Raw genomic sequence first — 16,135 nt, forward strand, 5'->3', positions numbered from 1 at the left:
TGGACATCGGGTGTCCCGGACACCAGTGACGGTGAAGATGCCGAGCGGACGTGTCGTCATGTTTCTTGTGTAATGGGTGAGTTGAGAGGTGCGGAAGTGTGTTCGGAGAGGGGAAGCGCCGGCGTCAGGCAGGCGGGGCGGGCGGCAGAGGGGCAGCGGACCGGGAGCATGGTGAGCCGGGGCTGAGGGAGCCAGGGGCTGCGCGTGGCGCGCTGCGCCGGCTCTTCGCGGCAGAGAGGCCATCTGCACCGCCCCCGTGGCCTTCCGCCCGCGGTACTCGAAAGTCCCCTCCGGATGGATCAAGGCCCAGCCGGACCAGACCATCCGCGCGTCCTCCCAGTTGCGACGCCCGGCGCAGGCTCCCGCTGTGAGCTCTGCACGACTGCGTCCAGCCGTTCCCGCATGTGCGCTCCCGCTCCTCCTTGCCTGGATCGGGACACCTTCGGGAACGCTGGTCGCCCGGCTGTCCACCGGGCGACCAACCTGCGCTGGTGGAAGGTCAGTTGGAGGTGGCCGACGCAGCACTACGGGACGTGGTCCTCGTCATGCCCAAGGCAAGGACGGCGAGGACGGCCGACAGGGTCATGCCCGCGAACATGGGCAGGGCGGTGTGTTCGCCGCCGACGCCCACCAGCGGGGCGGCGATGGCGCTGAGGATGCTCTGGATGGTGCCCAGGAGAGCGGAGCCGGTTCCGGCGGCGTGCGGAACGCGTTCCAGCGCGAGTGCGGCCGCATTCATGGCAACCAGGCTGATGCCGACCAGGGTGAGGTAGAGCAGGCCCAGCACTGCCGGCAGGCTCAGTCCGTCGGCCAGGGCGAGCACGCACAGGGCGGCGGAGCCGGCGGGCATCACCGCAAGACCGGTCCGCATCAGTGCCTGGGGGGTGAAGCGGCCGACGAGGCGGGTGATGACCAGGCCGGATATGACGCTGACGGCGCCGACGGAGGCGAACGCGGCGGAGGTCTGGCCCACGCTCAGGCCGAGCAGGTTCTGGAAGAGGAAGGACGCTCCGCCCAGGTAGCAGAAGAGCACGGCCAGGGCCATCCCGAAGCAGAGGGTGTGTCCCAGGTAGGAGCGGTTGGCCAGGACCTCGCGCACCGCCCGGATCGTTGCCTGGGCGCCTCCTGTCTGGCGTCGTTCGGCCGGCAGGCTTTCCGGCACCGCGACGAGCGCGCCGACGAGGGCGACCAGAGTGGTGGCGGCCAGGACCCAGAACACCGCCCGCCAACCGGCGGCGTCGATCACGATGCCGCCCAGGACCGGCGCGATGGCCGGCGCAACGCCCAGCAGCGACATCAGCACGCCCAGTAGCTTGGCCGCCTTCTCGCCCGTGGCGACGTCGGAGATCACGGCCCGGCCGATGACGACGCCCGCGGCGCCGGTGAAGCCCTGGACGAAGCGCAGGGCGACCAGCCAGCCCAGCGAGGGGGTGAGGGCGCACAGTGCGGTGGCCACGACGCAGGCGGCGGTGCCGATCAGGATCGGCTTGCGTCGCCCGAACCGGTCCGAGAGCGGCCCGAGGATCAGCTGGCCCACCCCCATACCGATCAGGAACGAGGTGAGCGTGAGCTGAACACCGGAGGCGTCCGTGCCCAAGGCTCCCGTCATGTCGGGGAAGGCGGGCAGATACATGTCCGTGGCCAGAGGCGTCACGAAAGCGAGCAACACCAAGGCTGCCGTCATCACCGGCATGAGGGGAACTCCACAACAAGAACGCGCGCAGCAGGCGCCGCACACAACAGCCTGGGCTGCGCTGTCCTTACGCGGTTGATCACCGTGCGACGCCTGGTTCCCGACCCTAGGAAGGCGTCGCCGCCTCCCACCTCGGTCCACGGTCCCGAACGCGACCCTCCGCTGTGCTTAAGGCCGGCGACACAGAGCTTTAGGCCGTAGGACCTCAGCCCCGAGCCCACGATCCGCGGACGCGTATTCCCCTCACCACGGGCGATGGTTGAGTATGCAACCACTGGGTCATGAGATCAAGGCGGGAGGCCCCACCACTGTTGCCCGGTTCGGCCGCAACCGTGCGGCTGCGGCGGCCCTCACCGCCGGCGGAAGCGGGCCGGCACTCTTGCGGCAGGCGCGGCATCATCGTCGCGGACGGCTTGAGAGGCCGAGCCCCGTCGACCGCCTTCGGCATGTCTGTGGTCCTAGTGCTTTCTCCCGATGCGCATCGCAACCCGAGACCGATTCGGCCCACACTGCGTGGCATTTACGGTGATTGTCATGACTGATGACGGACAGCGACCGACCGGGGCGTCCCGGGACTCCGCTGTGGCCCTGGTGCGGGGCTACGTGGCACGCGACACCGTCGCGGTGGGGCAAGCCCTCACCGCATTGAACGCAACCGGCCAGGCGGATGCCTACCGGGTGCTGGGCGCGCTGTTCCAGTCCACGATCAATGTCGTCGAGGCCACTGGCCGGAGACTGGAGATCTGCCGCCTGGCACGGCTCGCGGACGGTCTCGCCTCGGCCGCGCCGCCCCACTACGAGTTCACCCTCACTGCGGCGGTTCGCAGTTGGGCCCTCGGTGACCTGGCAGAGGTATGGCGGCTCAACGCCGCCGACCCGGTCGGCGCGACGCACATCACCGCCGTCTTCATCGCGGCCCTCGGACTGGCGCTGTGGGACCGGGAGACGTTCCTCGACGTCCTGGCGACCTACGAGCAGATCACACACGCACCTACCCGCGCCGCTGACCGGATCCGCGGCCCCCAACCCCCGTCGGCTGCGTCGTCGATGCCCTTCACCGGCGGAGCCGACGGGTACTACACGTACGGATGAACTGAACGACGCAAACCCGCCGCGTCCGAGCTCCGCCTCTTCCGCGCCCCTGGACGCCGCGATGCCGCGATCCGCTGTCGTAGAAGGAGCAGCGGAGCACGGTGGGCGACCGACGTCATCTCTCGCCGCGTTGGGACCACCAGGCAGGGTCCGAACCATCCGGACCGCCTGCAGCGACACCGTCGCCCCGCCACGTGAACACGTCCCAGGGCAGTTGACCCGTGTGCCACGCCGCCAACGTGAGCGCGCTATCCAGCGGCCCGCCGCCTCGGGTGCCCCGGGCGAGCAGGGGGACCGCAGTCAGGCAGGGGCCGAGTGCCGGAGGAATGAAGCACCGATGCCCAGTCGTACCGCCGTTGTCGAGGAGCTGATGGAGCGCTTCGCACAGATCCCCAGGGAGGCCGTCCTCAAAGAAGACCTGTTGCGCGGCGGACTGGCCTTCGACGAGTCCGCACTCAGCGGCAACGAAGACGGCGACGTCAAACCGAAGTCGTACTTCATCTTCTCCTTCGACCACCGTACGCTGCCCGAACTGGGGGCGGCTGCGCTCAAGCGCCCGCCGGAGGAGATCGTGCTCACCGGTGGCCCGTACGAGCTGCGCCGCACCGTGGTGTCCGTCCGCTTGAACCCGCAGTCGCCGTACCGCGTGCGAGCCGGGGAAGACGGTGCGCCTTCTACACGGCGGCACAGCTGTCCCGCCTCAACCGGGTCGTCGCACTGAAGGACCTCGTGTCACCCACAGCGTCTTCCGCGAGGGACCCACGCCACCGAGCGTTTCAGGCCCTGCTTGCCCCGGTCCACCGGAGAGCTGCCTGCGACCTCCCTGCCACACGGCGTCGGACTGTGCGGTCAGAACGTCCGGGCGAGACGACCGGCTCGTATCCGGAGTCCTCACGAAGGCGGCGATCACGTGCTCGCACACCATCCGGCCTGCTATCCGCGGATGGTGGCACCCCAGCGGGAGGCGCAATGCCTCAAGGGCAGGTGCCGGGTCGCGACTTCCGGCCCCCGGCTCCGAGGCCGGCATGCTGCGTATGGAGGTCGTCAATGCGCGCGAGGAGCGGGCGCCCGCCTTGGGTACGCAGCCCGGGGAGGTCGAGTTGGGGCGGGCCTGCTGCGAATGGATGTGGTCGCGGCTCGTGGGGTGTCATGCCTGGCCCGACGGGTGGCAAGACGATGTGGGCGCTGGTGCTGCTCGCCTGAAGCGCCGCTCACCGACGACTGCCGCGCGGCGGCCTCTCCCCTTCCCGCGGCATCTGCCGCCGCTGCCTTGCGGCAGGCAGCGGCGGTGGTTTCGGTCTTCTTCGCCGCACACTCACCCCCAACTCCGTGGCTACATCTCGCTCTTGAGTGAGCACTCATCGTGACGGAATGGTTGGTCGCGCTCAGGGCTTGCTGTCGGTCCAGGCGAATCGCCGTCCCTGTGCCGACGAGGGGCCGGACGAGCATGTCCCCTTCCCAGAAGAGAACGGAGAGGCAATGAAGCTCAGGAACAGTGTCGCGGCCATCATCGTCGCGTGCGGACTGGCAGTGACCGGCATAGCGGGAACCGGTGCGGCACAGGCGGCCACGCCGGCCTCCGCGTCGGTCGGCCAGGGGGTGAGGGCGGCGGACCAACTGTCCCTGCAGCAACTCCTCGATGCGGCCGCGGACGAGGTCCACATGACGTTCCCGAACGCCACGCTCATGGTGGCCGACGGCAGCTCGCCCAGCGGCAAGACCCAGGACATGTCGCAGGTGACCGACTGGCGGCTCGTCTACAACACCGGCGACGGCGCTTCGCGCATCAAGTCGGTTGAACTCCACGCCACGCTTGAGGGCGAGATCGACCAGCCGACCTACCACACGTCGTCGTGGGCAGGCGTCATGCCGATCAGCGACCAGGCCGGCCTGACGCCCGACGAGGCGTACAGCATCCTCCAGGACGCCGGACACGGGGACGCCTACCAGTACGTCTCGCTGGTCAAGCCCCTCGTGGCCCGGCCCCACCTGCAGTACCACTTCTCCAACATCCGCGGTGGCTGTGACGGGTACGCCGTGAACGTCGACGACCTCGCCGTCAACCCCATCTGCGGCTGACCCCACACCTCACGCAGCGGTGGGGGGGGGTCACCACGCCCCCCACCGCTTCCCAGGCATCGAGAGCGACCGTTCACGGACACCGGGATCGTCAACGTCCCCTCAGGCGGTAGGAGACAGGAGAAAGTGATGCAGGGCGAGGAACAGTACTCAGACAGCCTTGACGAGTTCATCAAGGAGATCACCCTCTGGTACGAGAACGACCACGAGGGTTTAAAGACCATGTACGACGCCGCGGTCAAGCACGTGGTCCCGTACCCGGAAGACACACCCATCGAGGTCCAATGCGACTGGAAGGACCGGGACTTCGACTTCCTCTGTGAGTTCTTCAGGGAGTGGTACGACTGGCATCCCGGTGTCAACAACGGGCTGGACTACATCGAGAAGTTCAGCTGGCTCACCTACGAGAACGACTACGGCATGGTCTTCGCGACTTCCGGCCCGGGGTACAAGATGACCGCCGACTTCACGCACCTGCAGGGCCTGCAGATGGACGCGGACACGCCGGAGTCCCAGGAACTCATCGAGAAATGGGTCAAGGAACTCGGGACGAAGCGTATGGCCGACTACCGGCCCGGCCCCTGGAACAGCTTCAACGATTTCTTCATCCGGCAACTCAAGGACGGTAAGCGGCCGATCGACGCCCAGGACGACGACAGCGTGGTGGTCGCCCCGGCCGACTGTGTCATCAACATGATCGTCGACGACCTGACCGAGACCACACCGATCCCGGTCAAAACGGTGACCATGAACGTCAAGCAGCTGCTGGAGAACTCCGAGCACGCCCAACGCTTCCTCGGCGGAACCGCGGTGTCCTGCATCCTGATGCCCGACAGCTACCACTGGTATCACTCCCCGGTCAGGGGTGAGGTGGTGGAGGCCCGCGATGACATCGGCGGCGTCTACTACGGAATGCGGGACTTCCCCGAACTCCTCAACAAGGGGAACGTCGGCTACGGCTACGACTACGCGATGTTCGACAACTTCCGCCGGGGATACGTCATCATCAAGACGCGGTACCTGAACGTGGAGGGGAAACCAGACGGCGAAGGGTACGTCGGCGTGGTGCCCGTCGGCCTCAACTCGATCGCCTCCGTGAATTTCCTGGAGAAGTTCAAGAGCCCGATCAAGAAGCCGGTCCCGGTGGAAAAGGGAGAGCAGATCGGGAACTTCATGTACGGCGGGTCGCTGAACATTCTGCTGTTCGAACCCGGACGGTTCCCCGCCCTGCAGTTGCTCCAGGGCCAGCGCATCGGGGTCCTGGAGCAACTCAAGCGCTCGGCCGGGCTGTTCACCGGCGCCTATCACACGCAGTCCCGACGACGCCGCCCCCTGGCTCCGTGATCCCGCTGCCGAACGGAAGGTGAACCGTGTCCTCAGACGACCTCGTCGTGTCGATTCCGGCGAACGTTCCCGACACCCTGCGCATCGACTTCTACACCGACGACACCAGGAAGGTCCGCTCCTACTCGGGGCACGTGCACATCGACAGCAAGGACTTCCCCGGAACCAAGAACCACCTGTTCTACTGGTTCTTCGAGAGCCAGACCTGCAACCCCCACGTCCCGGTCCACGACCAGCAGGAGCTGATCAGCCGGACGCCGCTGCTGATCTGGCTCAACGGCGGGCCCGGCGCCTCCTCGCTGCTGGGTCTGTTCCTGGAGAACGGGCCGCTGTCGATCGGCGACGATGCCGCCGGAACCGTATCGGTGAACCCCAACACCTGGAACCAGGAAGCACACGTCGTCTACTGGGACCAGCCCATCGGCACCGGATACAGCTACTCCGACGTCGGCGAGTACGTCCAGGACGAGCGCACCCTGGGCCGGATGTTCTGGGAGGGCCTCCAGGAGTTCTTCGCCGCACACCCGGAGTACGCGCAATGCCCGGTGTACGTCTGCGGGGAGAGCTACGCCGGCAAGTACGTGCCGACGATCGCCCTGGAGATCGACCAGCAGAACCGCCGGAAGGCCGGCGGACGGCACATCAATCTGAAGGGCGTCGCGGTCGGCAACGGCTGGATCAAACCCGAGCTGTCGCTGCGCGCCATGATCGACTACCTCTACACGACCGGGTTCCTCGGCATCAGCCAGCGGGACGCCCTGTACGCCGCCCACGCCGACTACCAGGCCGCCCTCGATGCCGGAGAAATGGCGAAGGCCACCAAGCTCGGCAACGACCTGGTGACCACGACCCTGGCGTACGGGGGGAACTTCGACCTCTACGACGTGCGGCGGTGGGACGACTTGCCCATGGGGGCGCTGCGCGCCTACCTCGACAGCAAGAACGTGAAGGAGTCCCTGCACGTCCCCGCGGACGTCACCTGGCAGTGCGCCGACAACGAGGGCCCGGTCGCCGAATGGCTGGTGAACGACAACATGGCGGACTGCTCCGGGCAGTACGCCGAGATCCTCGACAAGGGCTACAGGACCCTGCTCTACACCGGGAACTTCGACACCGCCTGCGGATACCGGAGCACCGAGGAGGTCCTCGACGACCTCATGCGGCAGAAAGGCGAACACGCGCACGCGGAATGGCGCAACGCTCCCCGCATGGTCTGGACGCAGGCGCAGGGGACCCCGAAGGGGTTCGTGCGCCACCACAGGAACCTGACGCAGGTCAGCGTGCCTGGCTCCGGGCACCAGGTGCCGGCGTTCCAGCCGCAGATCTGTCGGGAGATGCTCTACAACTGGCTCTTCGATCGTCCCTTCCCCGGCTACGACCCGCAGCAGTCCCTCAAGCACCGCAACGGCACCGTCGGCCTGCGGAAGCGATGAACACACCCGCACGGCGTCCGACCACCGCCGGTACCGACTGACGGGCCGGGCCGACAGGGAGTTGTCCCTGCCGGCCTGGCCCGATCCGTCGCACCGGGGCGCGCGACGGCTACGGACCAGCGCCCGCCGCAGCGATGATGCCAGCACCCGGCTGGAGGAGTTCATCTACGAGGAGGACCACGCCGACAGCTACATGTGGGAGCTGGTCAAGGAGACCACGTCGGACGGTGATGCCTGGAAGCTGAAGTGCGTGGTCGGCGGCCACTGGCTCAACATCGCCTATCACAGCGATCAGCCGGGAGCCGAGGCGAAGGTCTGGAACGACCCGTCGGACACTCATGCCTACCGGCTGTGGACTCCGGAGCGAGTCCCCTCGACGGCATCCGGGGTCGAGCTGCCGATGACGTTCTCCGACCCTCAGGAGTTCCAGTGCCTGGATCTCCTTCCCCTCCGCGGAGGAGAACACCAACCAGCTTCTCGAACAGCTCGGGCAGGCCAGTTGCATGTCTTCATGCCGATCCCGGGCCGGCTGGCGATGGCGGACTTCTCCCTCTCCACCGAGAAGGTCGCCGAGTGGGACCACTACGTCGAGATCCTGGCCGGTGTCTGCAACAGCATCGCCTCCACCTAAGAAGTCATCACAATTGGGTAAGTTCGCCTCCGCATGTGAGAGGCAAGCTGTCCGGCACATCATGGCTTGACCGTGATGCGAGACTTGCAGCATGGACATGGGGCGTGAGTCACGGTGGGAAAAGGACGCAATGACGGTGGAGATCGTTTTCGCCCTGGTGACTGCCGTCGCGCTGGCTGCGGCGATCTTCACCGTCGCTCTGACTCTCGCACTAGCCTTTGGCATCTCTGGATCAGCGAAGAAGAGTGTGCTGGTGGGAGGCGCATTGCTCGGAGCGGCGGCCGGAATGTGGCGGCTGGTCCGGGTGCTGCTTCGGTTTGACAAGCAGCACCGACTGGGCCGCTGACGGCGGGCCTTCCCTCAAGATCGGTAACCTGCCGACGTGGGGAACGTGGAGCGGCTGGTGCCGGATGGGTTGTGGCAGTTGTTCCAGCGGGTGGTGCCGGAGGCGCCCTCGCGGCCTCAGGGTGGCCGGCTGTCGCCGAATCCACCCCCGCTACGAACGCAAGGCAGAGCACTTCCTCGCCTTCGGTGCGTTCCTTCGGATGCGCCCGCCGAGCCACGGTCGGCACCGCGAGCCCCGGGCAACTGCGCCTGGCCGCGGTCGTCCACGACACGGCCGAGGCCAGAGTGCTGCTCACCGAGGCCGCCCGCATCGCCTTCGACGCACCGCCGCAGCACCTGTGGCGCCGCCTGGGCACCCCCTTCCGGTACGCCACGGTCAGCGCCCCCGTCCGCTACTGGTACCGGCTGCGCCTGCGTCTGACGCCGCGCTCGGTGCTGTTCCAGAACGCGCTGCGGGCGGCCCTCGCCGGGGCCAGGCTCTTCGTCGGCAGCCTCAACCTGCCGCACGGCTTCTGGGTCCTGCTGGCCACGCTGAGCCTACTGCGCACCTCCGCATCGGACACCCGAGGAGCCTTGGGACCGGCGTTCCTCGGCACCGGGTTGGGTGCCGTGGTGGCGGCCTTGTTGGTCGTCGTCGCCGGTATCACTCCGGCCGTCTACATGGGCGCGGCTCCCCTGGTGGTGTTCCTCGGCTTCGGGGGGGGGCCGCTGTTGGGGCCGGTCTGGGTCCAGGCGGCGCTCACGTTGGTGACCGTCTTCGCGCAGGTCGAACCGCCCAGTCTGGGCATTCCCACGTGGCGTTTCCTGGACGTGCTGATCGGCGGGCTCATCGGTGCCGCCGCCGCCCTGCTCGCCTGGCCCCGGGGGGCGCAGAACGAACTCCGCGGCTCCGTAGTCCGCTTCATGGTTGCGTCTGCCCAGGCATGCCAGGACCTCACCGAACGGCTGTGCCGGACGCCCGCGGGCCAGGGCGTTGCCGGCGCGGACGGCGAGGTGCTGCGCGACGCCGACCGCACCCTCCGGCTCGTCCAAGCCGCCTACACCCAGTACCGCACCGAAGGGTCCTCGCTGGTGGGGCGGCTCCCCTCGTTGGGGCCGGTCGCCCTTCATGCGCCGGGTCGCCCATCGTGTGCCGGGTCGCCCTCCATGCTTCCGGCGGGAGTCCGGTGGAGTGGTGGGACGGTGCGGCCCTCGCCGGCCCGGGCCCGTGCGCCGTCAGGCTTCCGACGGTTTCGCCGCGTCCTGCGCCGGGACGCAGAGCCAGGCGAGGACGACGGCGGTGAAGTAGGCGAGGGCGCCGATGCCCATGCTGAGGCGCAGCCCCGTCCCGTAGTCGGCGGCCGTGGCGAGGAACGTCCCGCCGAGGGCGACTCCGGCAGCACTGCCGATCTGGCGCGTGGTGTTGAACAGGGCGGAGGCGGTGCCTGCGTAACCGGTGGGGGCGGCGGTCATGACCGACGAGGTGGAACCGGTCAGGGCGAAGGACGTTCCGAATCCGGCGGCCATCATCGGGGCCACCAGCAGGGGATACGAGGGGTCGGGACCGGCTGCCGCCCAACCCGCCAGGCCCGCGGCTGCCACCAGCATGCCCGCGACCACCAGGGGCCGGTGGCCGGTGCGGCGGGCCAGTCGGCCGGACAGGGCGGAGGCGAACGTGGTCATCACCACGGCCGGCAACAGGGCCACTCCGGTCTCCAGAGCGCTGTAACCGCGCTGTCTTTGGAAGTCGAGACTGGCGGTGAACACCATGCCGTAGAAGGCGAAGTTGAACAGCAGGCCGATGGCGGCTCCCCCGCCCATCGCCCGCGAGCGCAGCAGGCGCACCGGAAGTACAGGCGTGCGGGCCAGCTTCTCGCGCAGCACGAAGGCGGCTGCGCACACCGCCGAGAGTCCCGCCATGGCCAGGACCGCCGGGTCGAACCAGCCGCGCCGGCCGGCCTCGTTGAGGGCGGCGGTCAACAGGGCGACCATCACCGCAACGGCGCACTGGGCCGGCCAGTCCAGGGACCGGGCGGCGTGCCGGCGCGAGGGCGCGACGCACCGCAGGGTCAGCGCCAGGCAGGCGACGCCGACCGGCAGGTTGATGAGGAACACCCAGCGCCAGCCCAGCGTGGTGACCAGGAGCCCACCGAGCAACGGGCCGGCGGACGCGGCGATGCCGGCCATGGATCCCCACAGTCCGAAGGCCCGCGAGCGGGCGTCGGGCGCGGGGTACGCCTGTTGGAGCAGGGCGAGGGAACCGGGCACGATCAGCGCCGCGCCGGCCCCCTCCACCAGCCGGGCCACGACCAGGGAGGCCGGGCTCTGGGCCAGTGCGCAGGCGAGCGAGGCCAGGGTGAAGACCGCCACGCCCCAGCAGAAGACCCGCCGGCTGCCCAACCGGTCCCCCAGGGCGCCACCGGTCAGCAGCAGCCCGGCGAAGACCAGGGTGTAGCCGTCGGTGATCCACTGGATCCCGGTGAGGGAGGTGCCCAGTTCCCGGCCCACCACCGGCACGGCCACATTGATGATCGTGACGTCCAGGATCACCATGAAGTACCCGGCGCACACCGCGAGCAACGGGCCACGAGTCCGCCACCGGTCTCCCGTGGCTCCGGGGGGCGAGTTGCCGTCGACGCGTTGCGTATCCGCCATGGTCCTGATCCTCCGGACAGCGAAGTCCTGGCAGTGCCCACCGTATGGGACGGGTGACGAGAGAGGCGGGCCAGTCATGTCCTGGTGTGCCCCGCCGCGGGGGCGGTGTCCAGCGCGACGGCTGAGCGGTGGGCGGTGGCCCGGGCCCACGTGCCGGTGACGCACAGTCCCAGCAAGGCCACCGCGGCTCCGCAGCCGGTGACGATCCACCAGATCGGCCCTTCGGCCTGCCCGAAGGCCGCGGTGAAGGCCAACCTGCCACCCGGGCCGGGGTGCAGACCGTGGGTCAGTCCCAACGACAGCACCGCCCCGAAGATCGCCACTCCCAGGACCACGCCGATGCGGCAGGCGGCCATGGTGATGGCGGAGGCCGTGCCCGCACGGGTCCGGGGCATGCCGGCCACCGCCAGCGCCGTCGCCGGGACGTCCACCAGGCCGATCCCGGCGCCGAACAGGGCGTAGGCGAGGCACAGCGACACGGCCCGGTCCTGCCCGTGGCAGACGACCATCAGCAGGCCGCTGGACGCCATCGCGACACCCGCGAGCACCAGGGGCAGACGCGGGCCCTGGCTGCCCGACAGACGACCGGCCACCGGAGCGCAGGCCACGGTCATCAGAGGCATCGGCAGCATCCACAACCCGGCGGCGAACGCGCTCATGCCCCGCACGTCCTGGAGGTACAGGGTGCTGACGAACAGGTACCCGCCGAGCGCGGCGAACGAGGCCACGGAGATGACCGCCGATCCGGTGAACGGCACGCTGCGGAAGAAGTGCAGGTCGACGAGGGGTTGCGGGCAGGTGCGCTCCCATACCGCGAAGGCGACGAGGGCGACCGCCGCGGCGGCCAGGCAGGTCAGGATCGGCGGCGCGCTCCAACCACGGCGCGGGGCCTCGATGATCGCGTACGTCAGTGCGCCGAGCAGGACCACCACCAGCAGTTGGCCCAGGACATCGGTGCGCCGGACCTCCGACGAACGCGACTCCGGTACGAACCGACGGGTCAGCACCAGGGTGGACAACGCGATGGGCACGTTGATCCAGAAGATCGAGCGCCAGCTGTCGGCGGCGACCAGGGCGCCACCGACGAGAGGGCCGACCGCGAGCCCGGTGCCGAAGGCCGCGCTCCACATGCCGATCGCCCGACTCCGCTGGGCGGTGTCCGTGAACGAGTGGGTGATCACCGAGAGGGAGACCGGGGCGATCATGACCCCGCCGAGTGCCTGGACGACCCGACAGGCGATGAGGATCTGCAGGGTCGCGGCGAGCGCGCACAGCGCGGAGCCGAGGCCGAACAGCAGCAGTCCGAGGCAGAAGATCCGACGTCGACCGATCCGGTCCCCAGCCGAACCGGCCAGGATGATCAGCGCGGCGACGACCAGGTTGTACACGTCGATCACCCATTGCATCCCCGAGACGGAGGTGTGCAGTGGGTGCTGCATGTCGGGCAGGGCGACGTTCAGGGCGGTGCTGTCGAGGCCGACCATGAGGACCGCCAGACAGCACACCAGCGCCAACAGGCGCCCGCGGAGGGTGCGCAGGTCTGTCGATCCGGTCCCGTTGCGGGGCCGCACGGCGCGGCGGTCGAGACCGGTGCGGGCAGACGCGTGGCCGGACAGCAGCATCATCGTTCTCTCTCACTTCGGGAGCCCCGCGCAGACCTCGCGGTGGGGCGTGGAAGAGCCGGCAGCCGCCGCTGTCGCGCCGTGGTGAGGGACGCGGCGCCGTGAGTGCGGCGAGCGGCGGGCTGCGTCGGAGACCCGGTAGGCCGGCGGCAGCGCGACGCGCCGATGTCTGCCGGGTCCCGTCCGTTTCGACTGTAGGAGCGGAGGGGCGCTGAGCGGTTCGGGCGACCGGAGGAGGCGGCGGGGGACAAGTCGGCGACGATCGGCCGCCCTCGTCCGGGCCCGTTCGGCCTGCTCGCCTGCTCGCCTGCTCGCCTACTCGTTCATGAGGCCGAGTCCAGGCAGGACGAGGAATGCGGTGGCGGGATCCGGGCGCCGTTCAACCGGCCATGGAGAAATCCCGTCTCAAAAGCGGACCAGAATGCCGCGCATCGCCCTCTGCCCGGCGCCCGCTACGGGTCCGGTTCCGGTCCGGTCCGATCCGGACCGGTGGAGCACCGTTCCCCCGCCCCACCCTCCGTTCGGCCGATCCTCTCGGCCATGTGCCCCCGGTAACGTCGAGATCAGGCATTTGTACCGCGCAATGGAAAACCCCGCGCGCATTCCCCGCACGCTTTCCTCGCGATAACGGAGGGTGAAAGCGGAATGCGGAAGTCGTAAAGCGGGGGACGCAAGGTATAAAGCGCAAGACACAAGGCGCAAGACACAAGGCGCAAAACGAGGACAAATGCATCGCATTATCCATCCCGTCGCCCCCTTCACGGCCCGAGAGGAATTCCCATGACGCACACCATGCACCGGTCCGACCTGACCGGGGAGCTGAAGCACGACCACCGTGCGATCCAGACCGTGTTCGACCGGATCGACTGCGCCGCCGAAACGGACCGCGAGCGGCTCGTCTCCCACGCCGCCGCGGAGTTCGAGCGGCACGCCGTGGCCGAGCGTCGCTTCCTGCTGCCGGTGGTGCGGTGCGAGGTGCGCGGCGGCGACGTCCTGGCCGCTCGGGTGGAGGACGAGTATGCGGAAGTGATGCGGGCGTTGTACCCGGCGGTGTCGGCCTCGGTCCGCGATGCCGGCTTCGACGAGCGGGTCCAGGCCCTGGCGTCGGCGTTCAAACGGCATGTCTGGTACTGCGAGAGCTGGCTGTTCCCCGAGGTGTGCCGGGTCTGTTCCGCGGGCGAACTGGCCCGGCTCGGCGAGGACTTCCGCCGGCACGCCCACCGGCACCAAGCCGACATCGCCTGACCGGCGGGACCGGGACCGGATCGACGGGCGGAGTTGGTGTCGCTGGAGGGGTCGGGCCGCCCCGCACCGCCTCCCAGCTTCGGAACTCCCCGGAAGACGAAGAAGGAGGCGTGGCGAGATGTCGACGATGGTCAAGCGGGTGGTGGTGGGAGTGGACGGCTCGCCCGGCAGTGTCGCGGCGCTCCGACGCGGCGCCCAGGAGGCCGCCCGCCATCACGCGCTGCTGTGCCCCGTGCACGCCTGGGCACCCCCGGGCGGCGAGGCGGCGGACGCCGTCTACCCGGCACCGGCGGACGTGCGCGCACACTGGGAGCGCGACGCGGATGCCACGCTGGCACGGGCCTGCCAGGAGGCGTTCGGCACCGCAGGCAACGGTGCGCGGATGCTGCCCCGGACGGTCCGCGCACCGGCCGGGATGGCCCTGGTTGCCTGTGCCGCCCGGGACACCGACGTGCTGGTGGTGGGCGACGGCGGGCACGGCCCGCTGCACCGGCTGCTGCACGGTTCGGTCAGCCGCTACTGCCTGCGGCACGCCCACTGCCCGGTGCTCCTGGTGCACTCCGCCGACGACGCCCCCTGAGCGTTCGCCGCACACCAGGCCCCGGTCACCGATACGACCGACAACCGGGCCCGCGGGTCCACCGATCGGCCGGCGCCGCCGGGCCCACCGGTGGTCCGGACGGCCGATCCCCCGCAGATCAGCGCGCTCCTAGCGTGAGGGGGAGACAAGCGAGCGACTCCCGCCCCGAGGGTGCGATGTACACGATGAACCGGCAGCCCCGGTACCTCAGCGATGACCTGTCCACCGGCGACCCGAGCGACGTGCTGTGCACCGGCGACGCGCCTGCGCGCCAGGCCCCCGCGGGCGGCGTGGTGCTGTCGCGCCGGGCCTGGGCGCCCTTTCTGCCCTGGGCGCTGCTGGTGGTGCTGGTGGCCGTCGACGCGGCGCTGCCGGTCTGGGTGGTCATCGCGCCGGCACTGGCGGCGGTGCCGGCGCTGGCCGCGGCGGTGGGACGCCGGGTCTGGTACCCGGTGCAGCTCGGTGTGGTCACCGCGGCCGCCAGCTTCATCGACGCCTTCCGTACCGACGAGGTCCTCCTCGCCAGTCATCTCGCCACGCTGGACGCCGTCGCCCTGACCACGGTCATCGGCTGCGCCACCGTGTGGGCGCGGGCCCGCCAGGACCGCGAGCTGGCCCAGGTCCGCGTCACCGCCGAGGTGGCCCAGCAGGTCCTGCTGCGCCCGCTGCCCGCACGCCTGGGACCCGCGCGGATCGCGGTGGACTACTCCGCCGCGGCGGCCTGTGCCCGGATCGGCGGGGACCTGTACGACGTGGTGCTGACCCGGTGGGGTGTGCGGGCGCTGATCGGCGATGTGCGCGGCAAGGGCCTGCCGGCGGTGGCCGCCGCCTCCGTGGTGCTGGGCGCCTTCCGCGAGGCGGCCCATGACGAACACTGCCCGGTGGAGGTCGTCCGCCGCATCGCCGTCTCCCTGGGACGCGGCCTGCCGCCCGGCACGGAGGAGTTCGTGACCCTGGCCGTGCTGTGTCTGCCGACACCGCAGTGCGGCACGTCCGCCGCGCTCCAGGTGGTCAACTGCGGGCACCCCGCTCCCCTGCTGCTCCAACCGGGCCGGGCGCCGGTGCCGCTGGATCCCCCGGATCCGGTGCCGCCGCTGGGCGTGCTGCCGCCGGAGGACGTCCGCCCGCCGGTGCTGCACCACCCGGTACGGCAGGGCGACGCGGTGCTCCTCTACACCGACGGCATCACCGAAGCCCGTGACGGCGCCGGACGGTTCTATCCGCTGCCGGAGCGCCTGGCCACGCTGCAGGCCACAGACCCCGAGCACGTACTGTCCCGGCTCCACGCGGATGTCCGCGCGCACACCGGCGGTTCGCTCCACGACGATGCCGCGGCGCTGTTGCTGCGCTACGAGCCGTGAAAGCCGCGCGGCGGCACGGGCTCGTGGTGGGGCCGTACGGCGTGCGGTCGGCGACCGGTCGCCGTGCGAACTGAAA

The 16,135-nt window shown here is 69.7% G+C and carries 12 protein-coding genes and 3 pseudogenes; 11 read left to right on the forward strand and 4 right to left on the reverse strand.

All coding sequences use genetic code 11. The annotated features are described in order from the left end of the window. Positions 1-499: 499 nt before the first annotated feature. Positions 500-1,684 (reverse strand): multidrug effflux MFS transporter, encoded by a 1,185-nt coding sequence (locus MOV08_RS02255; protein ID WP_275305941.1) that lies wholly within the window; start codon positions 1,682-1,684, stop codon positions 500-502. 543 nt (positions 1,685-2,227) lie between these two features. Here MOV08_RS02255 and MOV08_RS02260 point away from each other — a divergent pair. Beyond that, entirely contained in the window at positions 2,228-2,785 is a 558-nt protein-coding gene (locus MOV08_RS02260; RefSeq protein WP_275305942.1) for a hypothetical protein, read from the forward strand. 337 nt (positions 2,786-3,122) lie between these two features. Then, positions 3,123-3,452: pseudogene (locus MOV08_RS02265) on the forward strand (radical SAM protein); the annotation flags it as partial. A 95-nt stretch (positions 3,453-3,547) separates the two neighbouring features. Here the strand turns inward: MOV08_RS02265 and MOV08_RS02270 are convergent. Further along, positions 3,548-3,746 (reverse strand): annotated as a pseudogene (locus tag MOV08_RS02270) (IS5/IS1182 family transposase); the annotation flags it as partial. Positions 3,747-4,264: 518 nt separating this feature from the next. Between MOV08_RS02270 and MOV08_RS02275 the strand changes: the two are divergent. From MOV08_RS02275 to MOV08_RS44010, 6 genes and pseudogenes are all read left to right on the forward strand, one after another. Further along, positions 4,265-4,864 (forward strand): hypothetical protein, encoded by a 600-nt coding sequence (locus tag MOV08_RS02275; protein WP_275305943.1) that lies wholly within the window; start codon positions 4,265-4,267, stop codon positions 4,862-4,864. A 129-nt stretch (positions 4,865-4,993) separates the two neighbouring features. Continuing rightward, positions 4,994-6,208: a phosphatidylserine decarboxylase gene (locus MOV08_RS02280; protein WP_275305944.1), complete on the forward strand. Its 1,215-nt coding sequence runs from the start codon at positions 4,994-4,996 to the stop codon at positions 6,206-6,208. Positions 6,209-6,234: 26 nt separating this feature from the next. Then, positions 6,235-7,641: a S10 family serine carboxypeptidase-like protein gene (locus MOV08_RS02285; protein ID WP_275305945.1), complete on the forward strand. Its 1,407-nt coding sequence runs from the start codon at positions 6,235-6,237 to the stop codon at positions 7,639-7,641. Positions 7,642-7,702: 61 nt separating this feature from the next. After that, the gene (locus MOV08_RS02290) at positions 7,703-8,272 is read left to right on the forward strand and encodes a hypothetical protein (RefSeq protein ID WP_275305946.1); all 570 of its coding nucleotides are present in this window, start codon (positions 7,703-7,705) and stop codon (positions 8,270-8,272) included. 91 nt (positions 8,273-8,363) lie between these two features. Next, on the forward strand, positions 8,364-8,618 hold the full coding sequence (locus tag MOV08_RS02295; RefSeq protein ID WP_203232506.1) for a DUF6332 family protein: 255 nt from the start codon (positions 8,364-8,366) through the stop codon (positions 8,616-8,618). A gap of 431 nt (positions 8,619-9,049) precedes the next feature. Then, positions 9,050-9,445 (forward strand): annotated as a pseudogene (locus MOV08_RS44010) (FUSC family protein); the annotation flags it as partial. Between the two features lie 387 nt (positions 9,446-9,832). Here the strand turns inward: MOV08_RS44010 and MOV08_RS02305 are convergent. Together MOV08_RS02305 and MOV08_RS02310 are read right to left on the reverse strand one after the other, a co-directional pair. After that, on the reverse strand, positions 9,833-11,251 hold the full coding sequence (locus tag MOV08_RS02305; protein ID WP_275305947.1) for an MFS transporter: 1,419 nt from the start codon (positions 11,249-11,251) through the stop codon (positions 9,833-9,835). 74 nt (positions 11,252-11,325) lie between these two features. Continuing rightward, positions 11,326-12,876, reverse strand: coding sequence for an MFS transporter (locus MOV08_RS02310; RefSeq protein WP_275305948.1), 1,551 nt, complete (start codon positions 12,874-12,876; stop codon positions 11,326-11,328). Positions 12,877-13,653: 777 nt separating this feature from the next. Here MOV08_RS02310 and MOV08_RS02315 point away from each other — a divergent pair. The 3 genes from MOV08_RS02315 to MOV08_RS02325 all read left to right on the forward strand — a co-directional run bounded on the left by MOV08_RS02315 (position 13,654) and on the right by MOV08_RS02325 (position 16,059). Further along, entirely contained in the window at positions 13,654-14,118 is a 465-nt protein-coding gene (locus tag MOV08_RS02315) for a hemerythrin domain-containing protein (RefSeq protein ID WP_052286427.1), read from the forward strand. Positions 14,119-14,236: 118 nt separating this feature from the next. After that, on the forward strand, positions 14,237-14,698 hold the full coding sequence (locus MOV08_RS02320) for a universal stress protein (protein ID WP_039629077.1): 462 nt from the start codon (positions 14,237-14,239) through the stop codon (positions 14,696-14,698). Between the two features lie 185 nt (positions 14,699-14,883). Beyond that, positions 14,884-16,059 (forward strand): PP2C family protein-serine/threonine phosphatase, encoded by a 1,176-nt coding sequence (locus MOV08_RS02325; protein WP_275305949.1) that lies wholly within the window; start codon positions 14,884-14,886, stop codon positions 16,057-16,059. Positions 16,060-16,135 lie beyond the last annotated feature (76 nt).

The organism is Streptomyces yunnanensis (assembly GCF_029011865.1).
Lineage (GTDB): Bacteria > Actinomycetota > Actinomycetes > Streptomycetales > Streptomycetaceae > Streptomyces > Streptomyces yunnanensis.